Raw genomic sequence first — 16,591 nt, forward strand, 5'->3', positions numbered from 1 at the left:
CCGATTGCCGTCCACTCCAGTGCAACCCGCCGATGATCACCTGGCAAGCGTTGTTGACGACTTCGGTACGCCCCTGCGACCGGTGTCACGCGGCCGTCAACATTTCTCGGCGTCCCGTCAACGTCGCGTATCCGCGTCTTCCGTCGCGTCGTACAAGGACGGACGGTGAGAGCATGAGCCTGAACCGGACCGGACGTAGGTGAACGCGATGACGCTCGCCGAGTTGATCCCCTCGCTGGGTGTGTCGCTGCGGGCGGCGCGCCTCGACGCGGACCTGTGGCCCGCCTCAGCCCGCTGGGGCGAGCACGGCGACCTGCTGATCGGCGGCGTCCGGGCGGGTACGGTCGCCGCCGCCCACGGGACCGGGGTGCACCTGCTGGACGGGGCCGACGTCCGCGCCCGGTGCGCCGCCTACGCGGCCGGATTCGGCAGCGACGCGGTCGCCTACAGCGCCAGGGCCGGCCTGACCGTCGGCACGGGACGGTGGATCGCCGGCGAGGGGCTGGGCTGCCACGTCGGATCGGCCGCCGAACTGCGGACCGCCCTGGTCGCGGGGTTCCGTCCGGAACGGATCGTCATGTCCGGCAGCGGCAAGTCGGTGGCCGACCGGGAGGCCGCGTACGCCTGCGGTGCGGCCCTGGTCGTCGGCACTCCGGCGGAGATCCAGGCGGTGATCGCCCGGGCACCGGCCGGCCAGCGGGTGTTCCTGCGCGTGGTGCCGTCCGCGGTCGGCGGCCGCCATGCGCGGTACGGATTCCGCCCCGGTTCACGATCCGCCCTCGCCGCGGTCGAGGCGCTCCTCGCCCGGCGGGACCTTCGACCGGTGGGAGTCGACTGCTCGGCCGGACATCGGATCAGCCGGTTCGGCGCCTTCGAGAACTGTCTGCGGGACGCGATGGAGTTCGGCGCCCGGGTGTACGCCCGGCACGGCCTGGCGATCGGCGCGGTCAACCTCGGCGGCGGTCAGGCGGTGCCCTGCGCGAGTGGGGACGACGGGTTCGCCGTGGCGCCGTTCGCCGCCCGGATGCGGGCGCTGATGCGGCTGGCCGCCGACCGGCACCGGATGCCCGAACCGCGGTTGACCGTGTCACCGGGACGGTCGGTCACCGCGCGGGCGGGCGTTGCCCTGCACCGGGTCACCTCGGTGACGGTCGTCGACGGGGTGCTGCGGGCCGGCGTCGACGGGAACCTCGGGTGCGGGCCGCACGTGGACTGCGCGGGACGGCATGCGACCGCGCTGATCGGGCGGGTGTCGTCGGCGCGGGCGCTGCCGGCCTCGCTGACCGGCGAGCCGCCGGTCCGGGCGGGCGGAACACTGACCGGTTCGGAGTTGCCGGCCGACACCGCGGTGGGGGACCTGATCGCGATCGCCGGGGTGGGGGCGTACCACGGCCGGGGCGCAGGGCCGACGGTGCTCGGGGTGGGGGACGGGGTGGTGCGCACCCTCGCGGCCCGGGAGTCGTGGGAGCGTCTGCTGCAGGACGCCGCCTGATCAGGGGTCCAGTTGGAGGCGGACGTCGTCGTTGTACGGGATCACCAGGGTGCGGCTCTCGGCGGTCCAGTGGGCGGGGACCAGGAACAGGCGGTCACCGGCCGACAGCAGCAGGCGCAGGCCCTGGTACCGGTGCGGGAATGGGCCGGGCAGGGTGGTCTCGGTGACCTCCGGTGGCAGGCCGGCGATCGGATCCTTGGTGTCGAGCAGGACGGCGGGCTCGGTGGGCAGGTCCAGGGCGTCCTGGTAGGCCCGGCCCTGACCGAACGCGGCGGCGAACGAGTTGGCCGCCCAGAACAGGCCGACCAGCATCAGGGCGGCGGCGACCGCGCCGGCGTAGCGGAGCGGGCGCGACGGACGGCCGGGGGTGAGGATCCAGCCGCCGTAGGTGATCAGTACCGGACCGGCGGCCAGGGCGAGGGCACTGGTGCCGGGTGTCTCGGTCTGGGACACCTCGACGACCAGGATGCCCACGCAGGCCCTGGCCACCAGGAGTACGCCTGCGGCTGTGGTGAAGAGGCCGACGATCGTCGTGAGGCGGGCGGTGCCGGGACGCTGGAGCAGCCGGGTCACCGCGGCGTGGCAGAGGGTCAGCAGCAGAACGGTCAGGAGGAGGAGGGCGATGGGGGCGTAGACGACTTCCAGCCCGTACAGAATGAGGTTCTGATTGGAAAGACCGGTTAAATCAAGACTTATCCCGAAGTAGGCGAAGCGGGCTCGGGTGCCGATGTAGCCGAAGTAGACCAGCAACGCGGTCAGCGCCGTGGTGGGGGCGATCAGGCCGGCCAGGTCACGGAGGCGGGTGGCCCAGTCCGGGGCGGGCTCGGCGGGTGCCGGTGCCGGTGCGGTCCGGCGGCGGGCGAGCCGGTCCATCAAGAATCGGGCTGCGGCTCGGAGGAGCAGAACGGGCTGGAATCCTCGCTGTCCGCGGCCGGCACCCGGTAGCAGAGCGTCGTCGCGCCGGTGTCGGACCAGGTGAGCACGGCCGGACGATCCGAGGTGGGCGGATCGTCGCGCAGGACGGCCACGTCGCAGGCCGCCGTCGCCACCGAGGTGCACCGGACACGGAGATCGAGTGTGACCTTGCCGCGGTACTCGCCGGCCGTCGTCGTGTCGGCGACCGTCTCGGCGAAGCAGCCGTTGCCGGGCGCGAGGGTCAGGTTCCGTTCGCAGGGCGGTCTGCCGCCGGTGTTGGAGTCCTCGGCGCAGCCGCCGGGTTGGATCTCCAGCCGTCCGGAGACGCGGACGCCGGTCACCGTGACCGTGGCGCCCAGCCTGGTGTTGGTGAAGACGGCGCACATGGTCCGCGGGGTGTCGTTGTCCAGGAGGGCGCCGCCGACCCGGATCGCGTGGGTCGGGACGGGCGGATCGGGGGCGGGACGGCTGCTCGTCGGTGTTCCGCTCTCCGGTGTTCTGCTCTTCTCTGGCGTCCTGCTGTCTTCCGGCGTTCCGCTCGGTGGGGAAGCGGCCGTCGTGGGGGTTCCACCTCCGGGTGTTCCCCCTGGCGTCGTCTCCGCTGTCGTTTCCGCCGTCGTTCCCTCCGGAGAGTGAACGGTTGACGGAACCGCGGAGCTGCCGACGACCGGATCCGGGATGACCACCGTCGACGACGGCACGCCGGTGCCGGCCACGAACTCCGCGCGAGTGGAACCAAGGACGACTCTGACCAGCCAGAACGTGCCGATGGCCAGGAATGCGGTCAGCGCGGCGCTGACGATGACGACGCGACGACGGTCCGCGAACATGCAGGCTCCCCTCAGGACTGCCTGCCTGCCTATCACGCGGCGTGACGGCGCCGGTCTCCGCCGAGCGACCCACCTTTCCCGCCGATCATCCACCGGGCACATCGGTGACCGGCGTTCGGTAGGTTGCCGACGTGACCGATCTTCCGGCGTACCGGAGAATCCTTCTCCGTCTCATGATCCGTGCCCGCGCCTCGGCGTCGGGTGTGGTGCGTGCACACCTGGCCGAGGCGCTGGGACGGCACGGTGTGGCCGTCATCGAGGGCGGCGAGCCGTACTGGAAGGAGCCCGACAAGCTGGAGTTCACCGTCTCGCTGACGCCGTCCGGCCGCGCGCCTGACTGTGCCGGGGCGCTGAAGGCCGACTCGGCGGCCGGATGGGACTGGGCGCCGGGCGGCGAGGGCTGGGTGCAGCGGGGCGGGCCGGCGTTCCTGCACCCCGACATGGACTGGGCCACCATGGACGTCGAAGAGGCGGAGACCCTGCCGGGGTACGCGTCCGGCGACATCGTGGTGATCGGTGACTGCCCTCTCGCGCGGGAGGACGGGCTGGTCGGCACCGAGGCGGTGATCAGCGGGTTCGCGGTTCCGCTGTCTGCCGACGACGTCTGGGGCTATTCGGTGTTCCCGGCGGTCCGCGATCGGGTGTACTGCTTCGACGAGCCGGAACTCCTCCCGACCGGCCGACGCGCGGAGCCGGCCGCCGAGACGGGACCAGCCGCCGAGACGGGACCGGCCGCCGAGACGGGACCAGCCGCCGAGGCGGACCCGGTCACCGAGGCGGGCCCGGCCACCGTGATCAGCGTCAGTCCCGAGGGCCGGATCACCGGATCCCCGTAGCTCGAGGATCCGGTGGAACGCCGCCGGTCTACGACTCGTTGACGCTGGTGGTGTTCGGCAGGGCCACGTACGGGAAGGCCGGCCGGAACTCGTGCTCGTTGGCGTCCACGCCGTCGCCGAGCGTGTCGACCGCCGTGTTGTGGTCGGCCAGCAGCACGCCCTCGGCGGCCCGGACCGCGATGTCCAGCACGTCGTCGGTGAGGCGCCGCCCGTTGGGGAACCCGGCCAGGTCACCGCCGAGCACACCCATCCGGTCCGGTGTCTCGGCCACCGGCACCTTCATGTTGAGGCGCAACTGCTCGCTGGGCTTGAACTTGTCCGCCTTGACGTCCCGGTTCAGGCGCTGCGAGTTGAGGTCCGCCTGCACCGGGCCACACGCCTTGCAGACACCGGTGAGGAACACCTCGACCAGGTCGTTGCGCGGGGTCGCCGGCGCCGGGATCTTGTAGATCGCCTCCATCAGGACGGGCAGTTCGGGCGTGACGACCGCGGGCAGGAACCTCGTGTCGCCGGACGGTTCGGAGGCGTTGAACTCGTTCTTGCGGCTCAACGGCAGGACCGCCTCGTTGACCAGCGGGTTACCGAGCCGGGACACCTGCTGCCAGGTCGCCGGCTTGCCCTTGACACTGGCGCCGAGCCGGGACGTGGTGGACCAGATGCCGATCACCGGGTTGGCGGCCGGGTTCGTCTTGAGCGCCAGGTCGTACTTGGACACCTGCAGGGCGATCGTGTTCACGTTGTAGCCGCGCAGCGTGTCCTTGCCGACCTCGGACAGGTCGGCGCCGTACAGCAGGTCGAAGACGCGCAGGTCGGCGAAGAACGGGTCGTCGGCCTGGCCGGCGAACGACTTGCCCTTGACCCCGTTCGAGCCGGAAGGCCCGGCGAAGGGGGTGATCGCGGCGTTCGACAGGGCGGCGTAATCGGGCATCGACGCCTTGCCGGTGTACGACGGGGCGACCAGCGCGTCCTTGAGCAGGGTGGTGGTCTTGTCCTCGGTGATGCGCTGCAATGTGTACCGCTGGCGGACGTTCAGGTGCGGGTCGTCGAGCGACGTGACCGGACCGGTGTTGTAGAGGAACGTGTTGACGTTCCGGCGGGTGGTGCGGAACGTCCAGCGGTACGTGATGTCCGCTTCCGCGTCGCCGTTGTTGTCAATGTTGATGTCGTGGACGGTGTCGGTGGCGAACGGGTAGAAGTTCGGTCCGCCGTCGGGTTCCTGGAACGGCTGCCAGTTCGCGATCACGGTGACGGTGCCGGTCGCGTCGGGACTGACGAAGGCGTACAGGTCGGTGTTGTCGAGCTTCGGGGTATCGGCGATCAGCGGCGCTTCCCGGTGCGAGGAGGCGGCGACCGGGGCCGGGCCGAGTGCGGTGAGAGCGGTGAGGCCGGTGAGGGCGACCGCGATCAGTTTCATTCTTTAGTGATATCAGCGAAACATCCCATTTGAGCTCTATACCGGCATTTAGCATGATCAAATGTGGCGACGATGGTGTCAGGTAGCAGCGGTGACGGGAGCCGCGGCGGCGATCCTGATCGTGGCCGGAGCGATGCTGCCGGGCGGGCCGCCCCAGGAACCTTCCCCCCGGGCCGACGGCGGCCGGACGCACCGGGAAACCCTCACCGAGCACCTGCAGCGGGTGCCCGGTGACTGGCGTTCCTGGGCCGCGCTCGGCATGTCGCACGTCCAGGACACCCGGATCACCGGCGACCCGTCCCACCTGGCCGCGGCCGACACCGCCCTGACCAGGTCACTCGCCATCCACCCCCGGGACAACGCCGACGCGCACACCGGCCTCGGCGCGCTGGCGGCCGCCCGGCACGACTTCGCCGGTGCGCTGCGACAGGCCCGCCAGGCGGTGGCGGCCGACCCGTACTCGGCGGACGCGTACGGCGTGCTCACCGACGCGTTCGTCGAACTCGGACGCTACGGCGAGGCCACCGACGCGGTCCAGCGGATGCTCGACCTGCGCCCCGGCCCGGCCTCCTTCGCCCGCGCCTCCTACCTGCGCGAACTCCACGGCGACGACGCGGAAGCCCGCGAGCTGATGCGCCGGGCACTTGATACGGCGGACACCCCCGACGACAGGGCGTTCGCCGAGCAGCACCTCGGCGCCCTGGCCTTCGGATCCGGTGATCTCGTGACGGCGGCGTCCCACTATGCGGCCGCGTTGCGCCAACGACCGGAGCGGCCGGCCCTGCTCGCCGGCCGGGCCAGGGTGGCCGCCGCCCGAGGCGATGTGGAAGCGGCCGCGACGGACCTCCGGGCGGCGGTGGCGATCCTCCCCGCGGTGGAATACCTGAGCCTGCTCTCCGACGTCCTGCTCGCATCCGGCGACCGCGCCGGATCCGCTCATGTTGACGAGTTGATTCGTGTCGGCGAGCATCTGGACGCGACGACGGTCGACGTTGACTTGGTGCACTTCCACGCCGACCGTGGTGCGGGACAGCGGGCGGTCGTTCTCGGACGGGCGTTGCTGCGCTCCCGGCCGTCGGTGACGGTCGAGACGGCGTATGCGTGGGCGCTGCACAGCGCTGGGCGCGATCGGGAGGCGCTGCAGCAGGCGGACCGCGGCCTGCGGCTGGGCACCCGGGACGCGCGCGCCCACTTCCAGCGGGCCGTGATCCGCCGGTCGCTGGGCGACGAGACCGGCGCAGCCGCCGACTTCCACGAGGCGTGGACGATCAACCCGTACTTCTCGCTGCGGCACGAGGCGGCCCTACGTGCGGCCGTGGCCCGATGAAGCGCCTGACCGCCGCAACATCGACGGCAGCCACACTGGCCGCCATGGTTGCCGCAGTCGCGCCGGGGGCCGTACTCGCCGCGGTGGTCGCGCCGGGAGCTGCTCGCGCTGCGGTGGTCACCCCACAAGCTGCTCGCGCCGCGGTGGTCGCGCCGGAGGTTGCTCTCGCCGCGGTGGTCCCGCCGGGCGCCGCCCACGCTCGTTCACCGGGAGCTGCTCCGGCTCGCCCGCCGGGTGCTGTGCCCGCTCATCCGCTGGGCAACTTCACGACCAATCAATACGCCGGGTTGCGTGTCACGCCGTCAGGTGTCGACGTCGACCATGTGCTGGATCTCGCGGAACTCCCTGCTTTCCAGATCAAGGTCCTTCCCGGGTACGCCGTGAAGACCTGCACCGAGATCGCGGCAGCCGGCACGCTCACGGTCGGCGGACGGGCGCTGCCGATGAGCGGTGAGGACGCGGGACTGACGTTTCCCCCTGGTGCCGGAGGTCTGACCACGCTGCGCCTCCAGTGCCGACTGCACGCCGACGTGCGGCCGGCCGACGGGGACGTGATCACCTTCGGACTCGGCTACCTGCCCGACCGGATCGGGTGGCGCGAGATCACAGCGGTCGGCGATCACCTCACGGTGACGGAATCCAGCGTGCCGTCGTCCAGTGTCAGCGGGCGGCTCACGTCGTACCCGGCCGGGACCGCGAACCTGGACGTCCGCGAAGCGCGACTGACGGTCCGCGCCGGGGGCCCCGCCCAGGGTTCGTCCACCGGGGACCTCGGGGCCGGCGGACGCCAGGATCGGGTCGCCGACCGGCTGACCAGGTGGTTCACCGGCCTGGCCGGCAGCGTCCGGTTGAACTGGGGGATCGGCGTCCTCGCACTCCTGGGCGCGGTGATCCTGGGCGGAGCACACGCACTGGCGCCCGGCCACGGAAAGACGGTGATGGCGGCGTACCTCGTAGGCACGAGAGGCCGCCTGTCACACGCCCTCTGGACAGGTGTGACGGTGACGATCACCCACACGGTGGGCGTGCTGTTCCTAGGGGTGGCCCTGGCAACCACGGTCTCCCTGGCTCCGGGTGCCCTGTATGCATGGTTACGCCTGATCAGCGGCCTGTTGATCGCGGCCGTGGGCGGTCATCTGCTCTGGCGCGCGTCGTCGGCCCGCCGGACAGCCGCGCTCATGCCGGCGTCGGTCCATGTGCACTCGGTACTCGGTGGACAGGCCGACTCGCCGGTTCACACCGGCCCGTCGGTTCGGACCGGCCCGTCAATACGCACCGGTCCGCCCCTTCATGTTGATGCGTCTGCCAATGTTGACTCCTCTTCTCGTATTGATGCTCCCGCTCGTGTTGATTCCCCTGTCCATACAGTCGTGGCCGACCATGCACATGGTGCTTGCAGGGCACACGAACATCCACACGAGCATGTTGACCACCATCCGCACGAGCACGGCGACCAACACGCATACGCGCATCCGCACGAGCACGGCGACCACCACGCACACGCGTATCCGCACGAGCATGGCGACAAGCACGCATACGAGCATGCCGACCACAGTGCGCATGAGCATCAGGGTTCGTCGGGACACACTCATGCGCACGGCGGGTGGGTGCACACGCATCCGGTGTTGCCGGTACCTGTTGACGGGGAGCCGTTTCGGGCGCGGACCGTGCTCGCCATCGGACTTGCCGGGGGACTGGCGCCCAGCCCGTCGGCGGTCGTCGTCCTGCTCGGGGCTATCGCGCTCGGGCGGACGTGGTTCGGGGTGCTGCTCGTCGTCGCGTACGGAACCGGCCTCGCCCTTGTCCTGATCGGCATCGGCCTGGCGCTGGCACGCTGGGGGGAGCGCCTCCGGCCGTTCGGCAACGGTCGGCTGGCCCGGACGCTGCGCCACCGAATGCCCACCCTGACCGCCGGCGTCATCCTGCTGGCCGGTATCGGTACGGCCGTTCTCGCGCTCGCCACCATTTCTGTCTGAAGCAACTCCGCCACCGTTCGGAGGCCGCCTCGGCCGAAGAGTCCTGTTCTGGATGGTGTCGGTCAAGGTAGAGCCACCCGCCGAGTCGGCGACGAGCCACTGAGGTGATCGCAGCAAGATTCGCGTAGGTGGCGGTGATCGAAGTGGATGAGGTGGCTTGCGGCGTCGACGATGTCGCCGGTCCTGTTCGGGTTGATGGAGAGGCCCGGAGCGCGCGGCTCAGCAGCTGGCGGACGAGTGCCGGAGGCTACCTTTGTAGTGATAATCCCGTTTGCCTGTTCGGTACGCCTTGGCGTGGTGCCCACCTTGTCGCAGGGTGAGTGATGGGGCACAGGTTGTTATCCTATCGGTTTGGTGGGACTTAGGTTATCGTCAAGCGGGTCGATAACGTCTGAAGTGGACACGCGGGGGTCTACTGTGCAAATCGCTGAGCCATGGCCTGATCCGTTCGCTCGCCCGTGGCGGACGCGAACATCGTTTCCGTTATCGTCCGGTACGTCGCGCTGTGACGTGAGTCGAGGTGAGCGGTGGCCAGGCCTGAACGTCTGATCGATCCGGATTCCGGGCCGCTCGCGGAGTTCGCCAACGACCTGCGAGCGTTGCGTAACCACAGGGGAAAGCCGAGTTACCGGGACCTCGCCAAGACCGCCCTGTTCGCCCCGTCGGTCCTTTCCAGTGCCGCGAGCGGCCACCGCCTGCCGACCCTGCCGGTGACGCTGGCGTTCGTGGCGGCCTGCGGTGGCGATCAGCCGGCGTGGGAACAGCGCTGGCATCGCCTCGCGAACCATCTTGGTGTTGATGAGGAGACCGTCGCACCGGCCGAGAAGAGCCCGGGACCGGGCGCGGGACCGGGGCGAAAGGGCGGTCCCGTCGCGGCGCGTCTGCCACGGCCGGCGCAGATTCCGCGGGATCTCACCACGTTCGTCGGCCGGGAATCGATCGTGGCGCAGGCGATCGGCCGGATGCGGCCCGATGCCGGCACGCGGCGCCCGTTGTTGATCACCGGTCCGGTCGGTGTCGGCAAGACCGCGCTGGCCCTGCGCCTGGCAGCCATGGTGGCGCGTGACTATTTCGAAGGTCAGCTCTACGCCGACCTGGGCTGTACCGATCCGCGGGAAGGCACCGACGCTGTCGTGGTCGGGTTCCTGCACGCGATGGGCCTGCCCGCCGAGATGCTCCCCGGCGACCCGGCCCAGCGGGTCAACCTCTACCGTTCCATGCTCGCGGAACGCCGGCTGCTCGTCCTGCTCGACGGGGTCACGGACGAGAGGCAGGTCCGTCCGCTCATCGGTGCGGCCGGGCGAAGCCTGACGATCGTCACCAGCCGGGCCCGGCTGCTCGGCCTCGACGACACCCACCGGATCGAGCTCTGTGCACTCAGCCGTGACGAGTCGGTGACCCTGCTCAGCCTCATCACCGGCGTGGGCCGCATGCGCGCCGAGAGCGACGCCATGGCCGTGGTCGCCGACGCCTGCGGCAACTTTCCGCTCGCGCTCAACCTGCTCGGCCGCCGGCTCGCCGCCCGGCCGGAACAGACCATCAGTTCCGTCGCCGACCAGCTGACCCGGGCCGACCCCGCGCTGGAGCTGATCGCGGTCGGTGACATCCGGCTCCGCGACCGGTTCGCCGCCGCCTACCAGCGGCTGCCGGACGACACCCGGACGGCGCTGCTGGCCCTGACCCGTGACCTGTCCGACGGGACCACCGCCGCCGCGGCCGCGACCGTGCTGAACATCCCGCAGGCGACGGCCGACGCCCGGCTGGAGTCGAGCGTCGACGCGGGTCTGCTGTGGCGCTCCGCCACCACCGGCCGGTACTTCTCGCCCCGGCTGGTCGGGGTGTTCCTCAGGCAGATACGCGGGGGAGGCGACTACGACGCGCGCCTGATCGAGGGGCCGCGGCGGGCCATTCTCCGTTCGGTTCCGCGAACGGAGCCGGTCAATCAGGAGCCCGCCTTCAGTGGATTCCGCTTCGAGTGCGGCTGACGTGCCCCGCGGAATTGATTTTTCGGGAGCCGTCGTTCTACCGGTCAATCGGTGGCTCTGGTGGGATCGCAGCCATGGCGAGCACTACGACGAACGCACGGAAGCGCCGGGATTCGCCCGGCGTCCTGGCGAGTTTCCGCGCTACCCCGGTTCCGGTCAGGTACCTGCTCGGGGGCATATTGGTCAACCAGGTGGGCGCTTTCGCGCAGAGTTTCCTGCTGCTCTATCTGACCGTCAACCGGTTCTCGATCGGTCAGGCCGGTGTCGCGCTCACGGTCTACAGCGCGGGGGCGGTGCTGGGCACCCTGGCGGGCGGGGAGGTGACGCACAGGGTCGGCCCGCGCCGGACGATCATCGGTGCGATGTCCGTCTCGGCCGTCCTGATCTCGATCGTGCCGTGGCTGGCCACGCCGACTCTCTACCCGGTACTGCTGGTCGCGGTCGGCCTGGCCGGGCTGGCCACCCAGGCTTATCGGCCGGCGTCGTCGGTGCTGCTCTCGGAGCTGATGCCCGCGGAGAACCGTGTGATGGCGTTCGCGATGCAGCGCACGGCGATCAGTGCCGGTTCCGCGCTGGGCCCGCTGGTCGCGGCCGGGTTGGTGCTGATCGACTGGGACCTGCTGTTCTGGGTCGACGGTGTGACCGCTCTGGCGTACGCCGGCCTGGCGTTGATCTTCTTCCCGGCCGGCACCGCGGCCGCCGCCTCCGAGGACGCCGAGGCCCCGGCGGGGAACGCCTACGCCACTCTGGTGCGGGACGGCCGTTTCCTGTTGTTCCTGGCCTCGATGCTGCTGGGTGCGTTGATCTATGCCCAGTACTACGTCGCACTGCCGTTGCAGATCACCGCCGACGGCTATCCCACCGCGGTCTACAGCGCTGTTCTGGCCGTGTCGTCATTGACGCTGATCCTGTGTGAATTGAAGGTCACCTCCTATGTCCAGAACCGTCCGGCGAACCGGGTCAGTGCGCTCGGCCAGGCGATTTTCGGCATCGGCCTGATCGGGTACGCGCTGGCGACGTTCAATGTGGCACTGCTGTTCGTCGCCACCGTCGTCGTCGCGTTCGGGGCGATGATCAGTGGTCCGATGATGTTCTCCTATCCGGCGACTTTCCCGGATGCGGTGAAGGCCCGATACATCGCCGCTCACCAGGCGTCGTTCGGGCTGGGGCTGGCGCTCGGGCCGGTCTTCGGGGTGGCGGTCTGGGAGGCGTTGCACGGCGGTGTGTGGTGGATCTGCGGTCTGCTCGGTCTGGTCTCCGCGGCCCTCGCCCTGTTCTCGATGGCGCCGCAGAAGACGCCCGCACCGTGACGTAGCCGTGTGCCCCTGAAGGAGAACGAACGCGCAGCACCGGGCGGCCCGAGACAGGTCCGCCCGGCGCTGCGCAGGACGGTGATCAGCGGGTGAAGGTGCCGTTGACCGTGCCGAAGTCGATCGCGTCGGCTGCGTCGCCGTAGTCGCCGTCGCCGAGCAGCGTGGCCGCCGCCCGCCGGGTGGCCTCCAGCGCGACCTGGGTGAGCAGCGGGCCGACGCTGACCCGGGCGACGCCCAGCTCACCGAGTCGCCGGATGGAGGGGGCGCCCGGGCCCGCCATGATGTTCACCGGGCCGTCCACTCCGGCGACCAGCGCCTCGATCGTCGGTTCGTCGACCACCCCGGGAACGAACAGGCTGTCGGCGCCGGCGGCACGGTAGATCGCGAGCCGTTCCAACGTGGCGTCCAGGCGGCTGCCGGCGGGCCCGACCTGGCGCAGGTAGGTGTCGGTGCGCGAGTTGACGACCAGGTCGCCGCCCGCGGACGCGGCCGCGGACCGGGCCGCCTGGATCCGCTCGGCCTGCGCCTTCGGATCGAGTAGTGGTGTGTCACCGGTGCCCGGCGCGTCTTCCAGGTTGATGCCGGCGATACCCAGCTCGACCAGCTCACGGACGATCGCCGCGATGTCGTCGGGCGAACCGGTGCCGTAGCCGCTCTCGATGTCCGCGGTGACCGGGACGTTCACCACGGCCACGATCCGGCCGACCGCCGCCAGAGCGTCCTCCCGGCTCAGCTGCTGGCCGTCACTGCGACCGTGGGCCCAGGAGACGCCGGCGCTCGTGGTGGCGATCGCGGCGGCGCCGGCCGATTCGATGATCCGCGCGCTGGCCGCGTCCCACGCGTTCGGGAGCACCAGGGGGCGCCGGTCGTGCAGAGCGCGCAGTTCCTGGGCCCGCGTTGTCTGACTCAATGAGATCTCCTCGGATGTCGGTACGGGGAATCGGACAGCCCGGGGTCACCGGAGGCCGGTGGCCACCCGGACACTGAACAGGTCCAGCTCGCGGAACGCGGTGGGGCGCACGTCGCGCAGCCGGCTCGACCAGGCCGAGACCGTGCTCTGGTACCAGAGCGGAATGGCCGGCATGTCGGCCAGGATCAGCTCCTCGGCCCGCCGGTAGAGCTGCCAGCCGGCCTGCTGGGAGGGCGCGGCGTCGGCCTCCGCGAGTAGCGCGTCCACCTCGGGGTTCGAATAGCCGCCGTGGTTCTCGGAGCCGCCGGTGCGATAGATCGGGTTGAGGAAGTTCTCGATCGACGGGTAGTCGGCGATCCAGCCGTGCCGGTGACGCACGGCGGGGCGGCGGCACGGCCGGGTCTTCACTTCATCGGGTACGACGTGACACTCGGCGGCATGCTCCGGCAGGCCGCCCTCGAATCCCGCCGGGTCGCGCGTGCCGTCCACCGGACATTGGGCGGCACGGGGAAGTGACCGGTGGACGGCACAGGAGAGACCGGCGGGCTGCACAGGAGTGACCGCGGGCTGCGCGATCCCGGAGCCAAGATCTACAGTGGTCGAAACTGATCGATCTTTCGGGGGAGTAACACTTGAGGAAGCTCCGTGCCGCCCTCACCGGCGCACTGATGATGCTCGCCACGCTGCTGCCGGTGAGCCCGGCCGCGGCCGCCGCGCCCGCCGGCACCAACCTGCAGCTGATGTCCTGGAACATGTGCGGGTCGCAGCGGGCCAGCTGGAACTGTGGCGCCTATGGCACCGTCGCCGACAAGCTCGGCGTCATCGAGGACCACATTGCGAAGAACTACGTGCAGGCGCTGCTGCTGCAGGAGATCTGCGAGGACGACCTGACCGCCCTGATGGGCCGGCTCGGGTCGGTGTGGCACAAGAATTTCGCACCGTACTACTACTCCAACAACGGTGTGCTCACGAACAGCCGCTGCGGTGAGGACGGCAGCAGCCGCCAGGACCGGATCGGCACGGCCATCGTCATCGGTGCCGGTCTGTCCAACCCGAAGACCCTCACCACGACCCAGCCGTGGAACGGGCAGAACACCGTGCAGCAGTGCGCCACGGCTACGTACTTCGACAACATCCGGCTCTGCAACCTGCACCTCGCCCGGTACGGCGTGAACCCCGACCACCCGACCTGGGACTACGCCGACGACCAGCTCGCCGAGGTGAAGGCCGAGGTCGACAAGTACGACAGGGTGGCTTTCGGCGGTGACCTCAACGTGACGCCGCCGGACTGGCCCGGCAACTCCCGTGCCTGGGTGTGGCCGGCCGACCTGTACTGGAACGGCACCACCGGTTACCGCGAGTGCGACCAGTCCGACCCGGCGAACCCGCTGCGCACGGGGCGCTCGACGACGGTGTGGAACGTCAAGTTCGACCACGTGTTCAGCACCGAGCCGTGGCGTTGGTGCGCGGTGGCGAGCACGCCCTATTCGGACCACGCAGCCGTCATCTTCAGCATGAAGATCGCCTGATATCGGGTACGTCCGGCGGGCCGGTCCGGTGATCCGGCACCGTCCCGCCGGGCGGCCGTCGTGCGCCGGTGGGCCGGCCCGGCGGGTCGCCACCGTGTCCGGGGCCTTCTTCGACGCGGACGACGCGATCGGCGAACCACACCCGGTCTACTGCTGGGTGGCCGGCTGAGCAGGGACAGCCCGCCCTCGCGCAGCGTCGTGACCATGGTCTCGCCGTACGCGATCGTGTTCGGCAGTGGAGAGAAGGTCCCGCTGAACAGGCGGGCGCTTGCCGGGGCCGTGGACGCCGAGGTGGGTGATGGTGAAGCCGTGGTCGTACTTGACGCCGTACTTCATCAGCCGGTCCAGCCCGATGTGGAACAGCCCGACGGCGCCGGCGACGGTGAGGGCGGTGATGTCCGCGTATGCGCCGACGGCGAGCAGCGCGATCGGCAGGGGCGCGGTGTGGGCGAGGTTGTAGAACCAGGCGCCCACCTTCGGCCCGGCCAGGTAGGCGAACCAGGTCAGGTCGGGGGCCAGGAACAGCGCCGGCACCAGCCACCAGGGTTGTCCGGTGCCGGCGTAGAGGGCGAGGGCGCCGGCGGCGACGGCGAGCCCTTCGGCGCGCAGCCAGGTCAGGGGCCGTCCGGTGACCACGCCGGCGGTGGTCGGTTGCTCGCTCATGTCGTTCCTCACGCCTTGGCTAATTGAGTTAGCTAAAAGCTAATTGTATTAGCTAGCGACTGTCAAGGGTTCCCGCTCGACGGGTTCGCGGCGGCGCTCGCGCTGATCACGGCCCGCGCCCGCCGGGGCGCGTCGTGCTGCGCACCACCTGACGAACCGTCCACAGTCGCCTCGTTCGGCCAGGTCGGCGCGGTCCGGTCGGCATGCCGGGTGGCCGCCGTGGACGGCGAGGTCACCAAGCGGGAGAGCGTGGTCCTGGCCGAGCTGCGGAGACGCCGCACCTCTATGTGAGGGTCCGGAGGTGGGCGGTCAGGGCGTCCGCGATCAGCCGATGGTCGCGGGCCGACGGGTGCCAGTCGCAGCCCATCAGGTCCAGGCCCAGGGCGGCGTTGTCGTAGTGGAACGCCTGGACGCGCGGGTCGCCGGACGCGGCGGCGACCTGGGTGATCGCGTCGGTCAGGGTGGCGTTCAGGGTCGGGTGGGTCAGCAGGATCCGCGGGTTCGGCCCGTACCGGTCCCGCAGCCTGCGCAGGAACCCCAGGTAGGCGGTGCGGAAGTCGGCGGACAGCGCGGCCTCGTCCGCCCACTGCTCGCCGGCGTGCACCGGTGTCGAGAAGTCGTTGATGCCCAGACCGATGACGATCACCTGCGGACGCCAGCTCGCCGGGCGCTGCCACACGGCGGTGGACGCGGCCTGCAGGGTCCGGTCGTAGTAGGTGCGGTAGTCGGTTCCCGGGTCGCCGCCGTCGTAGTTGCGGACCATGCCCCGCCCGGACCACGCGTTGAGCTGGTAGTCGGCGTTCAGCGCGCGGGCCGTCAGCGCCCCGAAGCTCTGGTCGGCGTTGGAGTTGCGGTCGACGCCGCCGGTCGGCGAGCAGTCGCGGACCGTGGACATGTTGCCGTAGCCGGCGGTCCACGAATCGCCGATGAACTCGATCTGACGGTGACGGGCGGCCGGGGTGCCGACGATCGCATTGCCGGGACCGGCGACGAAACCACCGAACTGTCCGGGGGTCCAGGGGCTCTCGGTGCGCTTCGCGAGGCGTACCCGATGACGGGCTTTGACCCAGATGGTCTGCCGGCCCGGCTGGGTGAGGGTGACCGGCGGCTGGTCGTCGACGGTCACGGCATAGTCGTTGACCGCATCGTCGAGGACGATCCCGACGTCGCCGCCGCGGACGGTCGCCTCGAAGTAGACGCCCGGCCAGGTGTAGCGCACCTCGGCGCCGCGGTCCTCGACGCGGCCGGGGGTGTGGACACCGGGCAGTGCCGGTGCGGCGGCCTGCCCGGTGGCCGCGGAGAGGGGGTCGGCGGTGGCCTGGTCCGGGGCGGGGACGGCGACGGCGGCGGTGGCCAGGACGAGTGCGGCGAGACTGATCGGGAGCGCTCCCATAAAGAGAA

15 protein-coding genes are annotated in these 16,591 nt (G+C 70.6%); 7 read left to right on the plus strand and 8 right to left on the minus strand.

Features of this window, described 5'->3' with window-relative positions:
* Nucleotides 1-208: 208 nt before the first annotated feature.
* Nucleotides 209-1,492, plus strand: coding sequence for a diaminopimelate decarboxylase family protein (locus QSK32_RS22220; RefSeq protein ID WP_285473018.1), 1,284 nt, complete (start codon nt 209-211; stop codon nt 1,490-1,492).
* Here the strand turns inward: QSK32_RS22220 and QSK32_RS22225 are convergent, their stop codons facing one another.
* Together QSK32_RS22225 and QSK32_RS22230 are read right to left on the minus strand one after the other, a co-directional pair.
* On the minus strand, nt 1,493-2,365 hold the full coding sequence (locus QSK32_RS22225; protein WP_285473019.1) for a hypothetical protein: 873 nt from the start codon (nt 2,363-2,365) through the stop codon (nt 1,493-1,495).
* Complete coding sequence (locus QSK32_RS22230) at nt 2,365-3,237, minus strand: hypothetical protein (protein WP_285473020.1); 873 nt, start codon at nt 3,235-3,237, stop codon at nt 2,365-2,367. Before QSK32_RS22230 ends, QSK32_RS22225 begins: the two co-directional genes overlap by 1 nt.
* Nucleotides 3,238-3,368: 131 nt before the next feature.
* On the opposite strand from QSK32_RS22230, the gene QSK32_RS22235 reads away from it, so the two are divergent.
* Nucleotides 3,369-4,073 (plus strand): hypothetical protein, encoded by a 705-nt coding sequence (locus QSK32_RS22235; RefSeq protein WP_157410887.1) that lies wholly within the window; start codon nt 3,369-3,371, stop codon nt 4,071-4,073.
* A gap of 28 nt (nt 4,074-4,101) precedes the next feature.
* Here QSK32_RS22235 and QSK32_RS22240 read toward each other — a convergent pair whose 3' ends face one another.
* Complete coding sequence (locus tag QSK32_RS22240; protein WP_045741122.1) at nt 4,102-5,487, minus strand: DUF4331 domain-containing protein; 1,386 nt, start codon at nt 5,485-5,487, stop codon at nt 4,102-4,104.
* Between the two features lie 91 nt (nt 5,488-5,578).
* On the opposite strand from QSK32_RS22240, the gene QSK32_RS22245 reads away from it, so the two are divergent.
* The 4 genes from QSK32_RS22245 to QSK32_RS22260 all read left to right on the plus strand — a co-directional run bounded on the left by QSK32_RS22245 (nt 5,579) and on the right by QSK32_RS22260 (nt 12,085).
* Nucleotides 5,579-6,814, plus strand: coding sequence for a tetratricopeptide repeat protein (locus QSK32_RS22245; protein WP_052720257.1), 1,236 nt, complete (start codon nt 5,579-5,581; stop codon nt 6,812-6,814).
* A gap of 530 nt (nt 6,815-7,344) precedes the next feature.
* Nucleotides 7,345-8,790 carry a sulfite exporter TauE/SafE family protein gene (locus QSK32_RS22250; RefSeq protein ID WP_285473021.1) on the plus strand — a complete coding sequence of 482 codons (1,446 nt, stop codon included), beginning with the start codon at nt 7,345-7,347 and terminating at the stop codon, nt 8,788-8,790.
* A gap of 527 nt (nt 8,791-9,317) precedes the next feature.
* Entirely contained in the window at nt 9,318-10,775 is a 1,458-nt protein-coding gene (locus QSK32_RS22255; RefSeq protein ID WP_052720253.1) for an NB-ARC domain-containing protein, read from the plus strand.
* A gap of 74 nt (nt 10,776-10,849) precedes the next feature.
* Nucleotides 10,850-12,085, plus strand: a complete 1,236-nt coding sequence (locus QSK32_RS22260; protein ID WP_045741120.1) for an MFS transporter — start codon at nt 10,850-10,852, stop codon at nt 12,083-12,085.
* A gap of 85 nt (nt 12,086-12,170) precedes the next feature.
* Here QSK32_RS22260 and QSK32_RS22265 read toward each other — a convergent pair whose 3' ends face one another.
* Both QSK32_RS22265 and QSK32_RS22270 read right to left on the minus strand, forming a co-directional pair.
* Nucleotides 12,171-12,998 carry an isocitrate lyase/PEP mutase family protein gene (locus tag QSK32_RS22265; RefSeq protein WP_211275310.1) on the minus strand — a complete coding sequence of 276 codons (828 nt, stop codon included), beginning with the start codon at nt 12,996-12,998 and terminating at the stop codon, nt 12,171-12,173.
* 45 nt (nt 12,999-13,043) lie between these two features.
* Nucleotides 13,044-13,487 carry a hypothetical protein gene (locus QSK32_RS22270; RefSeq protein WP_045741118.1) on the minus strand — a complete coding sequence of 148 codons (444 nt, stop codon included), beginning with the start codon at nt 13,485-13,487 and terminating at the stop codon, nt 13,044-13,046.
* Between the two features lie 143 nt (nt 13,488-13,630).
* On the opposite strand from QSK32_RS22270, the gene QSK32_RS22275 reads away from it, so the two are divergent.
* Nucleotides 13,631-14,527 (plus strand): endonuclease/exonuclease/phosphatase family protein, encoded by an 897-nt coding sequence (locus QSK32_RS22275; RefSeq protein ID WP_083448865.1) that lies wholly within the window; start codon nt 13,631-13,633, stop codon nt 14,525-14,527.
* Between the two features lie 147 nt (nt 14,528-14,674).
* On the opposite strand, the gene QSK32_RS22280 is transcribed toward QSK32_RS22275, so the two are convergent.
* The 3 genes from QSK32_RS22280 to QSK32_RS22290 all read right to left on the minus strand — a co-directional run bounded on the left by QSK32_RS22280 (nt 14,675) and on the right by QSK32_RS22290 (nt 16,583).
* On the minus strand, nt 14,675-15,190 hold the full coding sequence (locus QSK32_RS22280) for a DUF4260 domain-containing protein (RefSeq protein WP_285473022.1): 516 nt from the start codon (nt 15,188-15,190) through the stop codon (nt 14,675-14,677).
* A gap of 62 nt (nt 15,191-15,252) precedes the next feature.
* Entirely contained in the window at nt 15,253-15,429 is a 177-nt protein-coding gene (locus QSK32_RS22285; protein ID WP_285473023.1) for a hypothetical protein, read from the minus strand.
* Nucleotides 15,430-15,473: 44 nt separating this feature from the next.
* A complete protein-coding gene (locus tag QSK32_RS22290) occupies nt 15,474-16,583 on the minus strand; it encodes an SGNH/GDSL hydrolase family protein (RefSeq protein ID WP_285473024.1) in 1,110 nt (369 codons plus the stop codon).
* Nucleotides 16,584-16,591: the final 8 nt, after the last annotated feature.

The sequence above is a fragment of the Actinoplanes sp. NBRC 101535 genome (assembly GCF_030269225.1).
Classification (GTDB): Bacteria; Actinomycetota; Actinomycetes; order Mycobacteriales; family Micromonosporaceae; genus Actinoplanes; species Actinoplanes rectilineatus.